The sequence below is a fragment of the Streptomyces sp. SID3212 genome (assembly GCF_009865405.1).
In the GTDB taxonomy this organism is placed as follows: domain Bacteria; phylum Actinomycetota; class Actinomycetes; order Streptomycetales; family Streptomycetaceae; genus Streptomyces.
Map to the genome: position 1 here is coordinate 14,033 of NZ_WWJY01000785.1, position 19,180 is coordinate 33,212.

Annotated in this window: 21 protein-coding genes and 1 pseudogene; 9 read left to right on the top strand and 13 right to left on the bottom strand. The window is 70.0% G+C overall.

Features of this window, described 5'->3' with window-relative positions; genetic code table 11:
* Positions 1-17 precede the first annotated feature (17 nt).
* On the bottom strand, positions 18-752 hold the full coding sequence (locus tag GT042_RS23415) for an SDR family oxidoreductase (RefSeq protein WP_161310693.1): 735 nt from the start codon (positions 750-752) through the stop codon (positions 18-20).
* A gap of 164 nt (positions 753-916) precedes the next feature.
* Here GT042_RS23415 and GT042_RS23420 point away from each other — a divergent pair, with 164 nt between their 5' ends.
* Positions 917-1,546, top strand: a complete 630-nt coding sequence (locus GT042_RS23420; protein WP_161310694.1) for a TetR/AcrR family transcriptional regulator — start codon at positions 917-919, stop codon at positions 1,544-1,546.
* Between the two features lie 156 nt (positions 1,547-1,702).
* Here GT042_RS23420 and GT042_RS23425 read toward each other — a convergent pair whose 3' ends face one another.
* Together GT042_RS23425 and GT042_RS38305 are read right to left on the bottom strand one after the other, a co-directional pair.
* Positions 1,703-2,332, bottom strand: a complete 630-nt coding sequence (locus tag GT042_RS23425) for a hypothetical protein (protein WP_161310695.1) — start codon at positions 2,330-2,332, stop codon at positions 1,703-1,705.
* A 54-nt stretch (positions 2,333-2,386) separates the two neighbouring features.
* Complete coding sequence (locus GT042_RS38305; RefSeq protein ID WP_345943886.1) at positions 2,387-3,454, bottom strand: diacylglycerol kinase; 1,068 nt, start codon at positions 3,452-3,454, stop codon at positions 2,387-2,389.
* A 263-nt stretch (positions 3,455-3,717) separates the two neighbouring features.
* Here GT042_RS38305 and GT042_RS23430 point away from each other — a divergent pair, with 263 nt between their 5' ends.
* Complete coding sequence (locus GT042_RS23430; RefSeq protein ID WP_161310696.1) at positions 3,718-5,001, top strand: adenylosuccinate synthase; 1,284 nt, start codon at positions 3,718-3,720, stop codon at positions 4,999-5,001.
* An 87-nt stretch (positions 5,002-5,088) separates the two neighbouring features.
* On the opposite strand, the gene GT042_RS23435 is transcribed toward GT042_RS23430, so the two are convergent.
* Genes GT042_RS23435 through GT042_RS23450 form a run of 4 tightly spaced genes read right to left on the bottom strand, consistent with a single transcriptional unit; the run spans position 5,089 to position 10,320 of the window.
* Positions 5,089-5,475: a hypothetical protein gene (locus tag GT042_RS23435; protein ID WP_161310697.1), complete on the bottom strand. Its 387-nt coding sequence runs from the start codon at positions 5,473-5,475 to the stop codon at positions 5,089-5,091.
* Positions 5,472-9,212, bottom strand: a complete 3,741-nt coding sequence (locus GT042_RS23440) for a tetratricopeptide repeat protein (RefSeq protein ID WP_161310698.1) — start codon at positions 9,210-9,212, stop codon at positions 5,472-5,474. The genes GT042_RS23435 and GT042_RS23440 overlap by 4 nt, the downstream gene beginning before the upstream one ends.
* A 35-nt stretch (positions 9,213-9,247) precedes the next feature.
* A complete protein-coding gene (locus GT042_RS23445; RefSeq protein WP_161310699.1) occupies positions 9,248-9,487 on the bottom strand; it encodes a DUF397 domain-containing protein in 240 nt (79 codons plus the stop codon).
* Entirely contained in the window at positions 9,484-10,320 is an 837-nt protein-coding gene (locus GT042_RS23450; RefSeq protein WP_161310700.1) for a helix-turn-helix transcriptional regulator, read from the bottom strand. Before GT042_RS23450 ends, GT042_RS23445 begins: the two co-directional genes overlap by 4 nt.
* A 155-nt stretch (positions 10,321-10,475) precedes the next feature.
* On the opposite strand from GT042_RS23450, the gene GT042_RS23455 reads away from it, so the two are divergent.
* Positions 10,476-10,931: a hypothetical protein gene (locus tag GT042_RS23455; protein ID WP_161310701.1), complete on the top strand. Its 456-nt coding sequence runs from the start codon at positions 10,476-10,478 to the stop codon at positions 10,929-10,931.
* Positions 10,932-11,123: 192 nt separating this feature from the next.
* Entirely contained in the window at positions 11,124-11,705 is a 582-nt protein-coding gene (locus tag GT042_RS23460; protein WP_161310702.1) for a hypothetical protein, read from the top strand.
* A gap of 66 nt (positions 11,706-11,771) precedes the next feature.
* Here GT042_RS23460 and GT042_RS23465 read toward each other — a convergent pair whose 3' ends face one another.
* The 3 genes from GT042_RS23465 to GT042_RS23475 form a co-directional block, all read right to left on the bottom strand.
* Positions 11,772-11,951, bottom strand: coding sequence for an HMG-box domain-containing protein (locus GT042_RS23465; protein WP_161310703.1), 180 nt, complete (start codon positions 11,949-11,951; stop codon positions 11,772-11,774).
* A 56-nt stretch (positions 11,952-12,007) separates the two neighbouring features.
* Positions 12,008-12,517 (bottom strand): hypothetical protein, encoded by a 510-nt coding sequence (locus GT042_RS23470; RefSeq protein ID WP_161310704.1) that lies wholly within the window; start codon positions 12,515-12,517, stop codon positions 12,008-12,010.
* A 176-nt stretch (positions 12,518-12,693) separates the two neighbouring features.
* Positions 12,694-13,347, bottom strand: a complete 654-nt coding sequence (locus GT042_RS23475) for an alpha/beta hydrolase-fold protein (protein ID WP_161310705.1) — start codon at positions 13,345-13,347, stop codon at positions 12,694-12,696.
* 352 nt (positions 13,348-13,699) lie between these two features.
* Here GT042_RS23475 and GT042_RS23480 point away from each other — a divergent pair, with 352 nt between their 5' ends.
* Positions 13,700-14,110 carry a nuclear transport factor 2 family protein gene (locus GT042_RS23480; protein WP_345943887.1) on the top strand — a complete coding sequence of 137 codons (411 nt, stop codon included), beginning with the start codon at positions 13,700-13,702 and terminating at the stop codon, positions 14,108-14,110.
* Between the two features lie 75 nt (positions 14,111-14,185).
* Here GT042_RS23480 and GT042_RS23485 read toward each other — a convergent pair whose 3' ends face one another.
* Entirely contained in the window at positions 14,186-14,557 is a 372-nt protein-coding gene (locus GT042_RS23485; RefSeq protein ID WP_161310707.1) for a helix-turn-helix domain-containing protein, read from the bottom strand.
* A gap of 83 nt (positions 14,558-14,640) precedes the next feature.
* Here GT042_RS23485 and GT042_RS23490 point away from each other — a divergent pair, with 83 nt between their 5' ends.
* Positions 14,641-15,597 (top strand): NAD(P)-binding domain-containing protein, encoded by a 957-nt coding sequence (locus GT042_RS23490; RefSeq protein WP_161310708.1) that lies wholly within the window; start codon positions 14,641-14,643, stop codon positions 15,595-15,597.
* A gap of 83 nt (positions 15,598-15,680) precedes the next feature.
* On the top strand, positions 15,681-16,262 hold the full coding sequence (locus GT042_RS23495) for a methylated-DNA--[protein]-cysteine S-methyltransferase (RefSeq protein ID WP_161310709.1): 582 nt from the start codon (positions 15,681-15,683) through the stop codon (positions 16,260-16,262).
* A gap of 143 nt (positions 16,263-16,405) precedes the next feature.
* Here GT042_RS23495 and GT042_RS23500 read toward each other — a convergent pair whose 3' ends face one another.
* Together GT042_RS23500 and GT042_RS23505 are read right to left on the bottom strand one after the other, a co-directional pair.
* Positions 16,406-16,948, bottom strand: coding sequence for a DUF1707 and DUF2154 domain-containing protein (locus tag GT042_RS23500; RefSeq protein WP_161310710.1), 543 nt, complete (start codon positions 16,946-16,948; stop codon positions 16,406-16,408).
* A gap of 22 nt (positions 16,949-16,970) precedes the next feature.
* Positions 16,971-17,813, bottom strand: a complete 843-nt coding sequence (locus tag GT042_RS23505) for an SDR family oxidoreductase (protein WP_161310711.1) — start codon at positions 17,811-17,813, stop codon at positions 16,971-16,973.
* Positions 17,814-17,914: 101 nt separating this feature from the next.
* Between GT042_RS23505 and GT042_RS23510 the strand changes: the two are divergent.
* Both GT042_RS23510 and GT042_RS23515 read left to right on the top strand, forming a co-directional pair.
* Positions 17,915-18,813, top strand: a pseudogene (locus GT042_RS23510) (sigma-70 family RNA polymerase sigma factor).
* A gap of 12 nt (positions 18,814-18,825) precedes the next feature.
* On the top strand, positions 18,826-19,128 hold the full coding sequence (locus GT042_RS23515; RefSeq protein ID WP_161310712.1) for a hypothetical protein: 303 nt from the start codon (positions 18,826-18,828) through the stop codon (positions 19,126-19,128).
* The last annotated feature ends 52 nt before the right edge of the window (positions 19,129-19,180 follow it).

Here is a 19,180-nt window from a genome sequence, read left to right on the forward strand (position 1 = left end):
GGTGCGTGGGGTGGGGTTCAGATGGCCGTGGTGCCGCCGTCGGCGACGAGTTCCATGCCGTTGACGTAGCTGGAGTCGTCGGAGGCGAGGAAGAGCGCGGCGGTGGCGATCTCCTCGGGGCGGCCCTTCGCGCCACGGGGGATGAGGGACTCGAACTGGCGCTTGGTGGCCTCGTCGAACAGTTCTGCCTGTTTGGCGGTGGCCACCTGGCCGGGAGTCAGGACGTTGACGCGGATGCGGCGCTCCTTGAGCTCGTTGAGCCACACGCGGGCCCACGCCTGCTGGACGGCCTTGCTGCCGGCGTAGACGCTCCAGCCGGGAAAGGCGCCGAGGGAGGCGTTGGAGCCGGTCATGAGGATGGACCCGCCGTCGTTGAGGAGCGGGAGCGCCTTCTGGACGGTGAACAGCGTGCCGCGGGCGTTGAGCCAGAACGCGTCGTGGAAGTGGGCCTCGGTGATCTCGCCGAGCGGAGCGGGCGCGCCCACGCCCGCGCTGGCCCACAGCACGTCCAGGCTTCCCTTCTCCCGCTTGACGGTGTCGTACAGGCGGTCCAGGTCGTCCAGGTCGCCGGCGTCGCCCTGGACGCCGGTGACGTTGCGGCCGATCTGCTTCACGGCCTCGTCCAGGGCGTCCTGGCGGCGGCCGGTGAGGAAGACGTGCGCTCCCTCGTCGACGAACAGCTTCGCTCCGGCCAGTGCCATGCCGGTGGTGCCGCCGGTGATGACCGCGACCTTGCCGTCGAGCTTTCCCACAGTGACTCCCTTGGTCCTCTGGTCCTCCGGTGGTGCCGTGCGCGTGCGACGGCACCTGGGGTGGCGGCGTTACATACACCGACCTGTGTACGTACGGTACGGGCGCCGCGAGCAGGGCGCAACTATGTACACCGGTCGTTACCCGACTGGGGTACGATGGCTCCATGACGGAGTTGGAGAAGGGCCCCACGGGCAGCCGCCGCGGCCGGGGCGCCCGCGAGCGCATCCTCGGCGCGTCCCAGGAACTGTTCCGCGAGCAGGGCATCAACCGCACCGGCATGGACCAGCTCTGCGCGGCGGCCCAGGTGTCCAAGCGCACGGCCTACCAGCACTTCGCGGGCAAGGACGAACTCGTCACGGAGTACCTGCGCCGGTTCGACCCCTCCGTGCTGTCCGGGGTGTTCGACCGCACCGACCTCACGCCCCGCGAACGGCTCCTCGCCGCCTTCGACATCCCGCCCACCACGCCGCTGTGCCCGTACATCGCCACCGCGGTCGAACTCCACGACCCCGAGCACCCGGCGTCGCGGTACGCACGCGACTACAAGAAGGCCGTCGCGGTACGACTCGCCAACGCCGCGCGCGAGGCAGGCGCCGCCGACCCGGAACAGCTCGGCGAGCAACTCGCGCTGCTCCTCGACGGCGCGGCGGCCCGAACCCGGGTCCTCAACACGGACGCCTTCCCCACGGCAGCCGCGATGGCGGCGGTCCTCATCGACAACGCGATCCCCGCCACGGCCGGCGGAACTGGGTCCGGCACCACCCCGGCCGTTGCCGGCGACCCGCGCCGTTAGCGGGAGCCCCCTACCGCGCCGTCGGAAACGACCCCTCAGGCGGGTACCAGCCGCAACCCGCGGCTTTCGGCGCCGAGCCGGTCAGGACGGTCGGGACGGTCTGGCGGTCTGGGCGGTCCGGCGATCTGGGCGGTCGGGACGTGGAGTGAGGTTCGCCTACCCCCGGTCCTCCGCCCTCCCCACCGCCCCCAGAATGCGGTCCCGGGTCAGGCGGCCCGGCGTGCGGGCCCAGATCAGTTCGGCGCCTCCCGGGCGGGCCAGTACGCCGCCCGTCGCCGGGTCGCCGCACCACCAGAGTTCGCCCGTCGGGCGGGGGTCCGCCGCGTGGTGGCGGCCTTGCAGGCCCACCAGGGTCAGGGGGATCAGCTCACCGCTCGCCGGGTCGCGCAGGACCACCGCCGCCGCGTGGGGGCCGTGCGGGGCCGTTTCCGCGCGGAGGGCCGTCCAGGGGCGGGCCGCCAGGCGCAACCGCATCAGGCGGCCCAGGCGCAGCGCGCTCAGCCCGATCAGCAGCGGCGCCAGCGCCAGGCCGCCCATCCCCTCCGCCACCAGGTCCGCCCACTCCAGGCGACGGGCGGTGTTCGCCAGCTCGACGACCACACCGCCGGCCGCCGTCGTCAGCCCGACGCGGAACCACATGCCCGCCCGCGAGCGGTAGCGGGCCAGCGCCTCCGCCGTCTCGGTGACGTCGAGAGCCACCTCCCCGACCGGCACAGAATCGGGCGTCGAGTCAGGGGCGGAGTCGGGGGTGGAGTCGGGCGTCGAGTCGCGTGTCGCATCCTGCATTCGGTCGGCCCCCAGGCGTGGTACCGGCTTCGTGGCACCCGAGGCTATCGGTGCTCACCCCGTCCCAGAAGCCCCCGGAACGGAATACGTCGTCGGCAAGGTCAGCCCCCACGCCCCCGCCCGCAGCGTCCACGTCCGCGTCCGGACCGGACCCGTGACCCGGGTGTCGGCCCGGTAGCGGAAATTCGCCCCCGACACCGTCACCGACAGCGCGCTCGCCCGCAGCGGCTCCGCCGACGCGCGCGTACGGATCACCACCTCCGCCCGCCCGCCCCGCGAGCGGACCAGGATCCCCTCCACCGGTTCGTCCAGATCGCTCAGCAGTACGCCGTCCGCCTCCACCCGCAGCCGGTACGTGTGCGCGAGGAACGCGCCCGGCGGCGGCCGTACCAGCGTCCGGACCAGCGAGCGGCACGTGTGCCACATGGACGCCGCGCCGTGGCCCCCGGCCGCCGCACTTCCGTTGCCGTCCCGGCGACCGTCACCGTCCCGCCGACCCTCGCCGGTGTCGCGGCCGGAGCCGGAGCCGGAGCCGCCCCCGGTCCCGGCCCCCGTACCCGTATCGGAGCCGGAGCCCGAGCCGGATCCAGAACCCGAGCCGTAACCAGACTCGCTCCCCCGACCGGCCCCCTTCGACTTCCCCTTCCCGTCCCCGCCCCCGCGCCTCGACCCCGGCAGCCCCGGAATGTGCAGATCCCCCAGCACCACCCCGTCGCTGTCGTCCACCAGCAGATCCAGCCGCCGCACCACCCCGTCCAGCACCGCCCGCGCCGCCGCCACCGCGCCCGTCGGCACCCCCAGCGCCCGCGCCAGCTCCACCGACGCGCCCACCGGCACCAGCGAGAGCGCCCCGGAGGACAGCTCCCGCTCGCGGTGGAGCAGCGCGACCGTACGCAACAGCGCCCGGTCGTCGCCGATCACCACCGGCCGCCGCCCGCCCCGCCTGGCCAGCGCCCGCGCGAACTCCTCCGGCCCGTCGGGAAGGCATATCTTCACCGCCGCACCCGCGCTCAACACGTCCTTCGCGATCCGTACGGATTCGCCGTCGGTCCGGCGGGCGACCGGGTCGATGACCACCAGAAGCTGCTGCGCGCCGTTCTCGGCGGGCCCTGGAGCCGACACCTCGGTCCTTCCTCGGGTAGCATCTTTGTGCAAGAGCCCCTTGCGCTATTGCGCCAGGGGCTTCGTCTATTCCGGGGCAACCGGTTCGACGGCTCGGGCTGCGTCGTACGACGTCGTGCGATCCGCGTCTGTGATCTACGTCCAGCGGTTTCGTGCGATGTCGTGCGATGCCGTACGGGTCGTACGGCGCACACGTGACGTACGAACGCCGTATGTGCGCCCCCCGACCTTGGACATGCCCCGCCCGGAAGGGGTGTACGCCTGTGCCCGCACTTGTGCTGCTCGGTGCTCAGTGGGGTGACGAAGGCAAGGGAAAGGCCACCGACCTGCTCGGTGGGTCCGTGGACTATGTCGTGCGCTATCAGGGCGGCAACAACGCCGGCCACACGGTCGTCGTCGGCGACCAGAAATACGCACTGCATCTTCTCCCTTCCGGAATCCTCTCGCCCAGCTGTATCCCGGTGATCGGCAACGGAGTGGTAGTCGACCCGGCCGTCCTGCTCTCCGAGCTGAGCGGGCTGAACGACCGCGGTGTCGACACGTCCAAGCTGCTCATCAGTGGAAACGCTCATCTGATCACCTCGTACCACACCACCATGGACAAGGTGACGGAACGGTTCCTCGGTTCGCGGAAGATCGGCACGACGGGCCGTGGCATCGGACCGACGTACGCCGACAAGATCAACCGCGTCGGCATCCGCATCCAGGACCTGTACGACGAGTCGATCCTCATCCAGAAGGTCGACGCCGCGCTCGACTTCAAGAACCAGATCCTCGCCAAGCTCTACAACCGCCGCGCGATCGACTCCGCGAAGATCGTAGAGGAACTGCTGACCTACGCGGACCAGTTGAAGCCGTACGTCTCCGACACCACCCTGGTCCTCAACAACGCCATCGACGAGGGCAAGGTCGTCCTCTTCGAAGGCGGCCAGGGCACGCTCCTGGACGTCGACCACGGTACGTATCCCTTCGTCACGTCCTCCAACCCGACCGCCGGCGGCGCCTGCACCGGCGCGGGTGTGGGACCGACGAAGATCTCCCGGGTCATCGGGATCCTCAAGGCCTATACGACGCGCGTGGGCGCCGGACCGTTCCCGACGGAACTGTTCGACGACGACGGCGACGCGCTGCGCCGCATCGGCGGCGAGCGGGGCGTCACGACCGGCCGCGACCGGCGGTGCGGGTGGTTCGACGCGGTGATCGCGCGGTACGCGACCCGCGTCAACGGCCTCACCGACTTCTTCCTGACGAAGCTCGACGTCCTGACCGGCTGGGAGCAGATCCCGGTGTGCGTGGCGTACGAGATCGACGGCAAGCGCGTCGAGGAACTGCCGTACAGCCAGACGGACTTCCACCACGCGAAGCCCATCTACGAAATGCTGCCCGGCTGGTCGGAGGACATCACGAAGGCGAAGACCTTCGCGGACCTCCCGAAGAACGCGCAGGCGTACGTGAAGGCCCTGGAGGAGATGTCCGGCGCCCCGATCTCGGCGATCGGCGTGGGCCCGGGCCGCACGGAGACGATCCAGATCAACTCGTTCCTGTAGGAACGTCTGCGGCACGTGTGGATGTACGAGTACGAGTACGACGCGGCGCTTCCGTGGCCCTTGGCGGCCAGGGGGCGCCGCGCGTGCTTACGCGCTCCCGGGGTCCTGGGCACGGGCGGCGTTGAGGGTCTCCTCGACGGTGATGTCGATGATCCGGTCCCGCTCGGCGGGGTCGAGCGGGGGCGCGGGCGTAGCCTCCGCTTGGTCGAGCCGCTGACGTACGCGCCGGGCGACCGCGTCGGCCGTGGCGGAGGCGGCGCTCCGGCTGCGGATGTCGTTGTAGACCATCCAGACGAGACTGGCGACGCTGACGACCAGGCTGCCGATGGCGACGGGGTCGCTGTACTGGTCGGGCGTGTGGGTGGCGTCGCGGGCGGCCAGGGCGACTTCGACGTCGTCGGCCAGCTCCGGGGTGTGGGGTGTGGTGAGGCGCTGGGCGGCAGCTCGGGCGCCCTGTTCGATGACGTCGGTCATGAGGTGTTCTCCCCGTTGTCGGAGTCGCTGGTGGTGTCTTGGTGGGTGAGGACGTACTCGCGTACGGCGGCGGGCAGGGGGTGGCCGGTGACGGCCTGCCAGGTCTCTTCGAGGGACTTCATGCCGAGTTGGCGGGTGAAGCGGGTGAGGTGGCTGGGGCCGGGAACCGTACTCGGGTGGGGAATCTCCTCGAAGAGGGAGACGCACCTGACCGTCCATGTCAGAGCCAGCGCCGCATCCCCCCGCTCCTCCGCGAGCAGCCCCAACTGCCCGAAGGTCACGGCCATGCCGGGGAGGTTGTTGTGCCCTTCCTTGATGGTGAGGGATTGGCGGTACCACTCTTCGGCTTCCCCCAGGTGCCCTCGTAGCTGGGCGGCGACGCCGAGCTGGTGGAAACTGTCGGCCATGCCGGAGCGGTTGCCGATGTTCTCGTTGATGGTGAGCGACCTGCGGTACCAGTCCTCGGCTTCCTCCAGGTGCTCTCGTAGCTGGGCAACGACGCCGAGATGGTGATAGCTGACGACCAGGCCGGGGAGGTCGTTGAGGCTTTCTTTGATGGCCACGGATTTGCGGTACCAGCCTTCGGCTTCGGTCAGTCGCCCGCGGTCTTGGGCGACGATGCCGAGCTGGTGGTAGTTGCTGGCCATGCCGGGGAGGTTGTTGAGCCTTTCTCCGATGGCGAGGGACCGGCGGCACCAGTCCTCGGCTTCGGTCAGCCGCCCACGGTCCCGGGCGAGCGAGCCGAGGTGGTGATAGCTCGTGGCCAGGCCGAGGTCGCGATAGCTGATGGCCAAGCCGGGGGGATCGACGAGCTTTTCTTTGACGGCGAGGGATCGGCGGAACCAGTCCTCGGCTTCGGTCAGTCGCCCACGGTCGTGCGCGACAAGCCCGAGCTGGTGATAGACGGCACCCAAGCGGCTGAGGTAGTGGGGATTTCGGGGCTGCTCCTCCAGCGCGTGAAGCATGGTGCGGTAAGTGCTTTCCGCGCGGTCGAGCTGCTTCCTGACGCGTTCCTGTCCGGCCTGGGATCCGGTCGTGTACAGCCACAGGGCACCTGCCGGGGTGCCCAGGCCGGGCGGGGTGCCGTCGTCGGATTCGACGGCCAGCCGTGCCCGGTCCGCCCATGATCCTGCCTCTTCCGTCAGGCCTTGCGCGTCCCAGTACTTGTCCAACGGCTGGAATATGAGCTGGGCGTCCAGCCAAAGACCGTGATCAAGAGCGAGGCCGAGCATGCTGCCGAGCATCCGCCGCTGTTGGCCGATCAGGGCGAAGGCGAGCTGAGCGTTGCCGCCGGTGGCCTGTCCGTCCAGCCAGCCGCCGAAGGCGGCGTGGGCCGATACGAGGGCCCGGACGGCCGCTGCCCGTTCTGTGGCGTAGGTGTCGGGGGTACGGGTGCGCCAGTGCGCGGCCAGGTGCGCGGGCAGCGCGGGATGCAGGCGGAACATGGCCGAGGCCGAGTGCATAGGCATCAGCAGTCCAAGGTTCGCCGCCCGTAGCAGAACCTCCATCCATTGCGGGCCGGTTCGGTCGCGGAAGCGTTCGGGAGCCCCCTGTTCGGTGGAGAAGGCGACGAGGGCATTGGCGTCGGCTACCCCGTTGAACAGGCTCAGGACGGTGAGGGCCTCTTGATCCGCCGGGCTGAGGTGTGTGAACGAGTAGGCGATGCTCGCCGACAGCGAGGTGTGGCGGTTGCCGTTGCCGTCGGCCGCCGGGAGGGCGGCTGTGCCCTGGAGACCGTTCAGGAGGTGTTGGGCGGTGGTGGTGTCCAGGTGGGGCAGCGTCAGGCGCATGCTCAGGGGGTGGCCGTCCAGCCAGCGCATCAGGTCGGCGAACGCCGGGGTCTGCCGCTGCGGCTGGGCGGATGGGTAAGGCGCGAGGAGTTGATGGGCGTACGCGGTGGCGTCCTCCGCGCCCAGGCCAGCCAGTTCGATGCGGCGCAGGTCCGGGCCCAGCCAGCTTTCCGGGGTGCGGCTGGTGATGAGCACCGCGCTCTCGCCGCCCCCGGCGGCCACGCGGGTCAGGAAGCCGCGCATCCTGTCCTGCTCCGGCTGGGACAGGGGTGGCGTCGCCCGGCCCGGGTCCGGCATCTCTCGTACCGACTCGAAGTTGTCCCAGATCAGCAGCAGGCGGCGGGCGGCGAGGACTTCCTCGATCACCTTCTGGCGCTCGGAGTTGTCCAGGAGTGCGAATCGCGCGTCGAACAGCCGCTCACCGATGGCGTTGACGACCCCGTCCAGACCGAACGACGCCACCCCCGGTTCGAACGAGTGCCAGAACACCCAGTCCGGGGCATCGACGCCCCCAGTGTCTCGCCACCACCGGCCGAAGGCTTTGGCCAGCTCCGTCTTGCCCGTGCCGCCGGGCCCGTGCACCACGACCACGTGTTGGAGACGGGCCGCCACGTCCAGGGTGTAGAAGTCCGCGTCCCGGCCCACGAACTCGCCCACCGGCTCCAGATCCCGGCCCTGGCCGCCCCTCTCCGGGCCCGCCTCCGACTCTTCGCGGATGCGGGTCAGGATGTCTCCGACGGACTGTTCGGGACTCCGGGTCGTACGCAGATGCGAGAAACGCGCCTCGCTGCGCGTGTACAGCACCGGGACCATCCAGTCCGCCAGCGGCAGCATCCCCTTCATCGACGGCCGCTTGTCGTTCAGCGTGAGCTGTACGCGGCCGGCGGTGACCGCGTCCGCCACCCGGTCACCGGCGAACAGCCGCTCGTAGAACGCCGTCATGAACTCCGCCGCCGCCACCGCGTACACGCTGTACGCCATCGCCACCACGCTCGCGCAGCCCCCGGCCAGCAGCCGCGTGGCCACCGCCGCCTCCAGCTCCGAGCCGACCTGCGCGGACTGGCAGGCGTTCAGGACGACGACCGGGACCTTGGCCCCGGCGAGCACCTGCGCCACCCGGCCCGCCTCGACCAGGTCGCTGCCGCCCCCCGGCTTCTCGAACGCCAGCATCCCCTGCGGGCCGGGGGACTGGTACATCACCGAACCCCAGCCGGTTCCGGCACCCGCCCCCGCCCCTGACGCCTGTCCGAAGACGCCGTGGCCGTCGAAGTGCACCACCTGGAACGGTTCCCCGGCCTCCCGCGCCTCGGCCAGCACCTCACCCAGCCGTTCCAGCGTCGGAGGCCGCAGTACGACCAGCTCCACGCTCCCGCGCACCGCCTCCAACCGCCTCAGCAACGGCCGCGCGATCATCTGGTACCCGACATCCGCCGTCCCCCCGGGCCGGGAGATCACCATCAGCACCCGCAACCGCGAACCCGGGACGTCGAACACGTCCGCCATCCCCGTGTTTTGCAGCGTGCGCGAGATCGCCACCCCGTCCAGCGCCACTGGTACCGGACTGCCCGGAGCGACCATCAGCTCCCACGGACGCCCCAACTGTTCGGCCGACTTCGACAGCAGTGCGATCTCTAGGGGGCCGTTTCGCGCCCGCGCCGCCACGTACGCGTCCCGGGCCGGGCCGGACCCGAAGACGGCCGCGAAGACCTGTTCGCCCCAGTGCGGCAAGGCTGCCGCCACGCGTGCGCCGCGTTCGCCGTACACGGCGGTCGGGAGGCGGAGGTACCGCTCCAAGTACCACCGTAAGTCGGTCAGATCCTCGTCCGACAGCGGCCACACCAACTCCACCGGATCACCGGCCGGCCGCGGGTACTGCTCGCCCGTCGGCCACGACGACACCTGTACGAGTCCGTCGTCCCGTAAATCCACCAGCAGCCGTTCGACCATCAGCCCCGCCCCCCCTGCGGTGGTGCGTGCCGGAGTCAGGCCGTCCAGTTGAGGAACGTTGTCCAGGAGGTGGGGGCGACGGCGAAGCTGGGGCCGTTGTGTGTTTTGGAGTCGCGGAGGTGGATGGAGTGGGGGGTGGTGGCGACCTCAATGCACTGTCCGCCGGCGTCGCTGCTGTAGCTGGACTTGCGCCAGTCGAAGGCCACTTCGATGCACTCGCCGCCACTGTCGCTGCTGTAGCTGGACTTGAACCACCGCAGGGTGCTCGTCGTCATTGCTCTTCTCCCGCCAACCGCTCGATGAGGCCCAGCGATTCGTCCGGGCCAAGGGCCTGAGCCTGGATCTTCGCATACCGGTGAGCGTACGCACTCACCTTTGTAGGATCGCTGATCAGCAGGCTTTCGTCCTGTGGTTCCAGGTAGACCAGGTGCTCGTGGTCGGGTGTTTCGACGAGCGTCAGGCCTCCCCGTCCGCCAGCATGCTCGCCGCGAAGCGCACGGTCGAGAGGCATCACCTGAAGCGTCACATTGGGGCGCTGGCCCAGCACGGCAAGGTGAAGCAACTGCTCGCGCATGATGTCCCTGCTGCCCCACGGGCGCCGTAATACTGCCTCGTCGAGGACGAGTTCGATGAGCGCGGGTGGATCACGGTCAAAGAGTGCCTTGCGAGCCATCCTGGCTTCGACCAGTTCGTCCACACGCTGGCTGGGGAGGGGGGGATAGCCGCCAGCAATGAGGGCGCGCGCGTACGCCTCGGTCTGAAACAACCCGTGGATGACCAGAACCGAGTACGACGACAGGGTAACGACGCTCTGCTCCAGCAGGGCGAAGTCTTTGAACTGCCTCGGGTACTTCTCCAGCCGTAGGTCCAACCGCGCTTGCTCGAAGATCCCGCTCCCCTCGCCGAGCTCACGCTCCAACCCCTCCAACATCTGATCGCTCGCAGGCTGCGCACCCGTCTCCATCGCGCTGATAGCCGAGCCCGTGAACCCGATTTTTTTCCCCAACTCCTCCTGGGACCAACCCTTTTGCTTACGCAGGAGGCGTGCGATGCCCGCAATAGTGCGCATCGCCGCGCTGACCATTTCCTTGTTCTCCGCTCGCGCCATTGCGATCCCCTCTCGACTCAACCGGACTCAACCGGTCTCAACCGGAACCCGCCGTTTTCATCCCGTCTTCAACCACGTTCAAGCAGGTCAGAGCCGTACGCGACCCTCTGGTCGTGGTGTAGAAAACGCTAGCCGGTGGACCGCACACTGTCTGTATGGATGCGAGAACTCGCCAATTAAAGGCAAGCTGGATTCCGTTTACGGGATTCCAACTTCGCAAGGCCGGGGTGCAATTCGACGCCGTACGTGTGGACGGGGACGACGGTCGTCGTCTCGCGGACGCCATAGAGGCAATCACGGCCGGAGACCCGGGCCCCATCGTCGCCGAGGCGAACGGCCGCCGGGCCGTGTACTTCTACTTACCGCCCGGAAGCACCGCGCTGAGGGCCTGGCCGTCGAAGGTGACGCGGTTCAACTCCAGTTACGGGCACGTGAGTTACGTACCCGTACCCGCGTTGAAGGGGGACACCTGGCCGCTGTCCTGGTACGTGCCGCCGACCGGTCCCGACCGGTTCGTACATCCGCTGCTGCTGCTCAACACCGCCGCTCTGCTGCTCGGCGAGGGTGCGACGGCGTGTCAGTGGGGCGATCGGGCCACAGATCCCTCCTGAGGGAAACGTGCCGCTGTCCGATAAGATGCATTTGCTCGTCAAGGACTGGTTTCAGACAACTTCGCGAACTAGGTGGGCAATTGAGCCTATTTGCTGAATGATCTTCCGTGTCCTCGCCGACAGCCGCGCCCAGGTCCTGGGCCCAGCTGCGGGGCGGGGCATGAGAAGCGTTGTCGATCCGAGGAAAGTCAAATGGCGAACGAACTCAAGTACGGTGACAAGATCCACCTCCAGAACGGCTATGGAGGCTTCCGGGGCGGGTACCTCGACACCAACAGCGGCAACTCCGCGGAGGGGGCGTTCTACGGCGTCTCGACCACCGCCACCCCCACCCGCGCCCCGGGCACCGGCACCTGGGAGATCCTGTCCGCCGCCGACAAGGCCGCCGGCCAGCCCGTCCTCAGCGGCGACCTGGTCTACCTGCGGAACACCTACGGCGGTGACGGCGGTTACCTCGACACCAACAGCGGCCCCAAGGCCGAGCAGAAGACCGCCGGCGCGAAGTTCGACGTCTCGACCTCCAAGGTCAAGGACCGCGCGCCTGGGACGGGGCACTGGCGGATCTTCGCCCAGACCTCCGCCAGCACCAACGGCGAGCATGTCCGCGTCGGCGACACCGTCCTGCTGTGGAACGTCTACGGAGGCAACGGCGGCTTCCTGGAGACCAACGGCGGCACCACCGACGAAGGCGCCGCCTACGACGTCTGCACCAACGCCTACTTCAACCGCAGCTCCAACGTGGCCGACTGGAAGATCCACAAGGCCCAGGGCTGACCACAGCCGCACAGTGCCCCGGCGGACCGGACCACGGTCCGCCGGGGCACTGCCGATGGACGACGCTCAGTTCTTCGTCTTCCAGTTGGCGGTGGCCAACTTGAACCGTTCCTGGTGAGTCATCTCGGGGTGCTCCACCGCCAGCCGCGCCAGTTCCGTCTTCACGAATTTGTTGAAGGGGGTCAACTTCTTGCTCCCGCCGCTCGTGCCGGCCTTGGCCCTCGCCCGGGTCTGCTGTGGTGCCATCTCTGCCTCCGGAATCGTTGTCGCTGCTCAGTGAGCTGATGGCGCGGTGCCCGCCGCTACAGCGCCAGGTCCGCGCGCAGGGCCCGGGCGCAGGCCACGGCGGCTGCGGTGGCGGCGTCGGGGGTGTTCTTGCGGTCCTCATCCCAGGAGCAGGCCACCACGATGCCCGGAACACCCACCAGCACGATGCCGTCGCCCTCACCGTGCAGGTGCGTGACCGGCAGCGGGCCCGCCTGGCCGCCGTCGGCCTCGCCGTGTTCGGCGACGCGGTACTTCGTACCGCCGAAGTCCACGAACGTGCCGGTCTCCTCGCCGTCGACCAGGTCGAACAGCGCGTCGGCGTCGGTGGTGAAGAAGTCGGTGGCGTCCTCGTAGGTGTCCGCGTCACGGATCCCCAGGGCTCCGGCCAGCACAGCCTGCTCTTCGTCGTCGTTGAACAGGTAGAGCGCGGCGGCATGGGGTGCGGTTGTGGCGCCGTCGTTGGTCCCCTCGGGGTCCAGCAGCCGGTCGAGCAGGTAGCTCTCCCACACGGTGTCGGTTTCCCCGTCGAAATCGATCTCGCTCAATCCAGTTCCCCTCGCGGTACATGTCGCCGGACACCCGGTGGGTGCCTGGCGCGTCGATCACGCACAGGAATACCAGCGGGAGGCGAGCAGCGGATCCGCCATCGGAGCGGCGCACGGTTGCACTCGGGAGTGCTCGGCGGCGTACGGAGTGAGCGCGAGACAGGGCGGGGCGATGGTCAGCGGCCCAACGCCCAGGTCACCATCAGCGGAAACTCTTCTTGCCAGAACGCGTCTCCGTGCGCGCCGGGCCGTTCGGTCATCACGACGTCCGCGCCCGCGTCGCGCAGAGCGTCCGCCCATCGCGTCGCGTTCTCGCGGAAGAACGGTTCCCGCGTGCCGGCGACGAAATACGCGCGGGGGAGCGAGGTCGGCAGCGGGCGGGAGGGGCGGTAGCCGGCGCCCGGTGACGCGCAGAGGACCGCACCGTAGAGGTCCGGGTGGCGGAGCCCGAGGGCGAGGGCCAGTTCCCCGCCGGCGGAGACACCGAATACGGCGGTGCGCTCGGCGGGGAGGGCGACTCCGAAGCGTGAGCGGGCCCATCGGCGGACGTCGTGGACGAGGAACTCCTCGTGTGCGGCGAACCGTTCCGGGTCGAAGTCCGGTGAGTATTCGTGGAGCCGCCGCGTCTCGTCGGCCGGCCGGTGCGCGCCGACGACCATGGTGGGCGGCACGTGGGCCGCAGCCTCCAGGGCCTCGCCCCACTGTGCGACCAGCTGGCCGTCACCGGCGTACACGACGGCCTCGGGCGGGCTCGGCGGGACGTATGCCGTGACGTGCCGACCGCCGTCGTACCCGAGTGTCTCGGTGACGAGTTCCCCGGCGATGGGCATGGTCGTCGTCTCCTTGTCGGCGGCCCCCCCCTCGAATGACCCTAGCGCTCGGACCCGACAGCAGATGCGCGCGTCGGGGGCGCGCGAAGCGGTTGTGGTGGTCGACGCCCCACAGCTCGGGGGTGCCTTGTGGGCCGGGTGGGCGCCCAGGGCGTTACCTCGGAGGTAATGGTGTCGGGCGGGCGGGGGTGGCGAGGATGGGGATCTCGCCGCGTCGGTCGGGTACGGGGTACGGGGTACGGACGCGGATGTCGGATTGGAGGGACGAGCCATGTCTACAGCCGCAGCCGCAGCGTCAACCGGGGCCTCAGCCGGAGCCGGAGGCGCAGCCGCGCCGGAGGCCACTCGCGCCGTGGTGCGTGAGTTGTTGCGCCGGATCGGGGAGGGGGATCCGGCGGGCATCGCCGAGATGTATGCCGTACGGGTCGACTGGAAGCTGGACTGGCCGGAGGCCGAGCACGGCCGCCGGACGGGCACGCCGTGGATCCGGCACCGTTCCACCCGGGCGGATGCCGCCGACCACTTCCGCGAGCTGGCCGAGCACCATGCCGCCGGGGAGGCGGCGACCGAGATCGAGCGGATCCTGGTCGACGGCGGTGACGCGGTCGTGCTCGGTGAGATCCGGCAGACCGTACGGTCCACCGGGCGCGCCTATCGTGCGCGGTTCGCTCTGCACCTCACCGTCGAGGACGGACTGGTGACGCGGCACCATGTCTACGAGGACAGCCTCGCGGTGGCGCGGGCGTTCGGGACGCAGGACTGAGCGAGCGCGGCCCGTGCGGCCCGTGTGGCCCGTGCGGCGCCCGGGTGCGGGCGCGTGGTGCGCCGGCCGGGACGCCTATCCGGGTGAGGTCTCGGCCACGGCGACCGTCTCCGAGCCTTCGCGGCGTATCCGCTCAACTCCCCAGGCGCCGAGCGGCCGGAGGGCGTTGTTGAGCGTACGACCCTGCTCGGTCAGGGAGTACTCCACCCGTGGCGGGACCTCGGCGTGAACGACCCGGTGCACGAGACCGTCCTCCTCCATCTCGCGCAGGTGCTGCGTCAGCATCTTCTCGCTCACGCCCGGCAGATCGCGACGGAGTTCGGCGAAGCGGCGTACACGATGGGCGTCCAGCTCCCAGAGGATCAATCCCTTCCACTTGCCGCTCACCACGTCGAGCGCGGCGTCGATGCCGCAGATGTAAGGCCCGCGTCTCGGCGCCTTGGCCATTACTGATCCCCTTACTGAAAGGTAAGTACCGCAGTAAATAGTGGGTACTTCCGAGACTAGTCGCGCCCTCCGAGCATGGAGGGGTGAACGAACACCAGAACCACACCACCCGGCAGGGCAACTCCGTCACCGTGATCGGGCTCGGCCCGATGGGCCGGGCGATGACGCGGACCCTCCTCACCGCCGGCCACCCGGTCACCGTCTGGAACCGCACCGCAGGCCGGGCCGACGACGTCGTCGCCGCCGGAGCGACGCTCGCGGCGACACCTCGCGAGGCGATCGAGGCGAGCGACCTCGTGATCCTCAGCCTTACCGACTACCGGGCGATGTACGACATCCTCGGCGGCACCATTGGCGGCGACGGCGACGGCGGCGGCAACGGCGATAGCGGCAGCGCCACCCCGTCACTCGCCGGCCGGACGCTGGTCAACCTCAGCTCAGACACCCCCGACCGCACGCGCGAGGCGGCCACCTGGGCGGCGGGCCACGGCGCCGCCTTCCTCAGCGGTGGAGTCATGGTCCCGGCACCGATGGTCGGCACGGAGGCGGCCCACGTCTACTACAGCGGCCCCGGCGAGGTGATGGAGAACCACCGGGGGGTGTTGGCACTGCTCGGCACACCCCGGTATCTGGGCGAGGACCCGGGGCTCGCCCAGATGATGTACCAGGCCCAACTCACCGTTTTCCTGGCCACCTTGTCGGGACTGATGCACGCGACCGCGATGCTGGGGACGGCGGGAATGAAGGCCAGGGAAGTCCTGCCGGAGCTGCTCGCCTCCGCCGACGCGATCGGCGGCATCCTCAGGGCCGGCGAGGAGCACCCCGGTGCCGCGCTCGATGCCGGGGAGCATCCCGGCGACCTCAGTACGGTCACCATGATGGGCGCGACGGCCGACCACATCGTGGAGACGAGCGCGTCGCTGGGCCTGGACCTCTCGCTCGCCGTGGCCGTACAGGCCCACTACCGGCGCGCGATCGAGAACGGGCACGGCGGCGACAACTGGACCCGCATCATCGACAGCATCCGGGAGCCGCGCTGACCGGCCTCGGGGAGCTGGCGGGTTTCCGACGGAAGTCCCGGGAGCGCGGCGGTGTCCGGTCGCGGCGCCGGTACGTTTCCCGTATGCGGAACGATCAAGGGGTGGGCTGGTTCAGCGTGGAGACCCCGTTGCCCACGGGTGGGATGCGCATAGGGGTCACGGACCAGGGTGTGGTGTCGACCGTGGCGTTCGGGGCGGAGGTCGGCGGCGACGCGGACTTGGGCGCGGACAGCGGCCCGTACACCGGCCCGGACCTCACCACCGAGGACCGGAGAGCCGCCGCTGTCACGGCCCAACTGGCCGAGTACTTCGCGGGCAGGCGAAGGGAGTTCGACCTCCCGATCGACTGGCGTGCGACCACCGGCGCCCAACAGACCGTCCTGCGGACCCTGCACCGCACGGTGGGGTACGGCACGACGATCACGTACGGCGAACTGGCCGACCGCAGCGGGGCGTTCGACGAGGACCCCGACGAACGCGGCCTGCGGGCCAAGACGGTGGGCTCGATCATGGGCTCGGCGCCGGTCTCCGTCCTGGTGCCGTGCCACCGGGTGGTGGCGGCGGGCGGGATCGGCGGTTACGGCGGGGGTGAGACCGGGCTGGCGACCAAGCGGTGGCTGCTGACGCTGGAGGGGGTGTTGGCGCCTACGTTGGACTGGTCGTGAGCGGGGGCGCGGTGCGTGCGGCGCGCTGACCGTACGTACGAAGGTGGGTACGTAGGTAGGTAGGTACGCGCGCCGCGCCGTTCTCGATTCCCGATTCCCGATTCCCAATTCCCGATTCCCAATTCCCAATTCCCGAAGGATCCTCAGCGGCGCGCGTGGCGGATCGTCAAGCGTCCGAATCCCATGGTCCCGGAGATCCGGATCGTTGGGCCGCCCGGGCGGGGGGGCAGCCGGGGTGTGTAGCGCGAGTCCTTCCAGCCGGTGCGCAGACCCTCGATGTCGACGATCGCGTCGCGAGGCACCGTGATCTTGGCCCGGCCGGTGCCGAGTTGCAGCTCTATGTCGACCACCGGATGGTCGATGACCGCCCGGGACAGGTCCAGCCGCACCCTGCCGAACGCGGACCGGACCTTGAGGCTTCGCGGTACCCGCCACACGCCGCGCCGCCGGATCCGTCCGCCGGCGGCGGCGATCGTGGACGTGGTGGCCGCCTTCTCCGCCGGGAGGGCGGCCAGCGCCGCCGTGAGTTCGCTGTGCGTCGGGACGGTGAGCACCTGGTGCAGGCGTTCGTCCAGGTCGTCGTGAGAGATGTGGCCCTCGGCGTACGCCTCTTGGAGGCGCCGTACGGCCGTGTCGCGGTCGTCTTCGGTGATGAGCGGCGGCCGGCCTTCCGGCGGAGTGGTCACTTTTTCACTGTACTGCTCCGCTCTACGGGCGAGGCGGGGCGGCATCGGTGAGGAAACGGCCCTCCAGGAACTCTTCCCAGGTGCGGGTGCCGAAGTCTGTGCCTTCGAGGGAGAGGTTTCCGTCGGCCCGGTACACGCGGCCGGCCTTTCCCGGCATCCGGACGGGGAGCAGCGGTCGCTTCCTGCCGGTGGCGCGCAGGTATGCGCGGATCGCGTCGGCCGACTCGTACACCTTCGGTCCTGCGAGGTCGGGCACCAGCCCGGCGGGCTTGTCCAGGGTCAGTTCCACCAGGCGGGCGGCCACCTCGCGGGAGTCGACGGGCTGGAGGCGGAGGCCCGGGACGGGGATCACGGGCAGCTTGGCCATCTTCTCGACGACGGTCAGCAGCAGGTCGTGGAACTGCGCGGCCCGCAGGGTGGTCCAGGGCACGCCGGAGGCGGCCACGGCCTCCTCGGCGGCGAGCTTGGACGTGAAGTAGCCGAGCGGGACGCGGTCGGCGGCGATGACCGAGATGAACACGAGGTGTTTCACCCCGGCGCGGGAGGCGGCACGCACCAGGTTCCGGGTGGCGACTTCGTCGCCCTTGGGGCCGCCGGCGAGGTGGAGGACGATCTCGGTCCCGTCGACGGCGGCCTGGATGCCGTCGCCGACGTCGTTCTTGAGGAGGTCGGCGGTGACGTACTGGACGGGGGCCTGGTCGTCTGTGAGTGGGTGGGGGCTGGGGTGAGGGTTGGGGTGGGGGTGGCGGCTGAGTACCCGTACGTCGTGACCGGTGGCGCGGAGGAGCGGGAGGACGTGACGGCCGAGGGTGCCGGTGCCGCCGGTGAGGAGGATGGGTGGCGTGGTCACGGGTCGCGTGGTCATGGTCTCTCCAGAGTGGTCGGATGCGGTTTTCGCCCCCTGTCACCTCAGCAGGTTCCGGAGGGTCTGGTTCTTTGACACTCCGCGAGTGAGGGATGTGACCGATGGGCGACGAAGCATGGCTGACCGGGCGTTTCGAGGAGAACCGGCCGCGCCTGCGCGCGGTGGCGTACCGGATGCTCGGCTCGGCGAGCGAGGCGGACGACGCCGTACAGGAGGCATGGCTGCGCATGAGCCGCGCCGACACGGACGACGTGGAGAACCTCACCGCGTGGCTGACGACGGTGGTGGCGCGGGTGTGTCTGAACATGCTGCGTACGCGGCGGTCGCGGCGCGAGGAGCCGCTGGAGCTGTACGGGGCGGGGCGGCGGGGCCGGGGCTGGGGGTGGGCGTGGGCGCTGGGCCTGTCGATCCCGAGGAGGAGGCGCTGCTGGCCGACTCGGTCGGGCTGGCACTGCTGGTGGTACTGGACACGCTGGCCCCGGCGGAGCGGCTCGCCTTCGTCCTGCACGACCTGTTCGCCGTGCCCTTCGGTGAGATCGGCCCGATGATCGAGCGTTCGCCGACGGCGGCCAGACAACTCGCGAGCCGCGCGCCGCCGGGTCAGAGGGGGCGCGCCGGTGCGGGAGCGGATCTCACGCGCCAACGCCGTGTTGTCGATGCCTTCTTGGCGGCGTCACGTGGTGGGGACTTCGAGGCGCTGGTCGCGCTGCTGCACCCGGATGTGGTGCTGAGGGCGGACCGGTCGGCCGGCCCGACGCCCGCTCCTCTGCTCATTCGGGGGGCACGAACGGTGGCCAGGGGCGCGATGGCGGCGACGGGACGGGCGAGGTACACCCAACCGGCGCTGGTGAACGGGGCGGTGGGACTGGTGATGGCCCCTCGCGGCCGGTTGTTCCTGGTGCTGAGCTTCACGATCACGGAGGGCGGGATTGCCGGTATCGACGTGATCGCGGACGCGGAGCGTCTGCGGGCGTTGGACTTGGCGGTGCTGGAGGGGTGAGGGGGGCGGAGGGTGAGGAGCGGGGCGGGGGCGGGGTTTGTCGCGGTGATCGACGACGTGGTGGTACGCCGTACCCACCTGGACTTCTACCGGCGGACGCTGCGAACCCACCCGTTCCACCTCGTGGTCCTGGCCCCGGGCCCGGCGGCTGCCTGGCAGCGCAACCAGACGAGGGCGAAGACCCTGACGACGGACTGGTCACCACTGGACGAGGCGATGCGCACGGAATTGGCCGGCCAGGGAACGTGGATCGACAACGCGGCCCAGACGGTGGAGGAGACGGCCGAGGCGGTGCTGGATGCGGTGGGGGGTTAGTGGTGGGGGTGGGGTGGTTGGGTGCGGGTTCGGGCCGAGGGGTAGTCGGGGG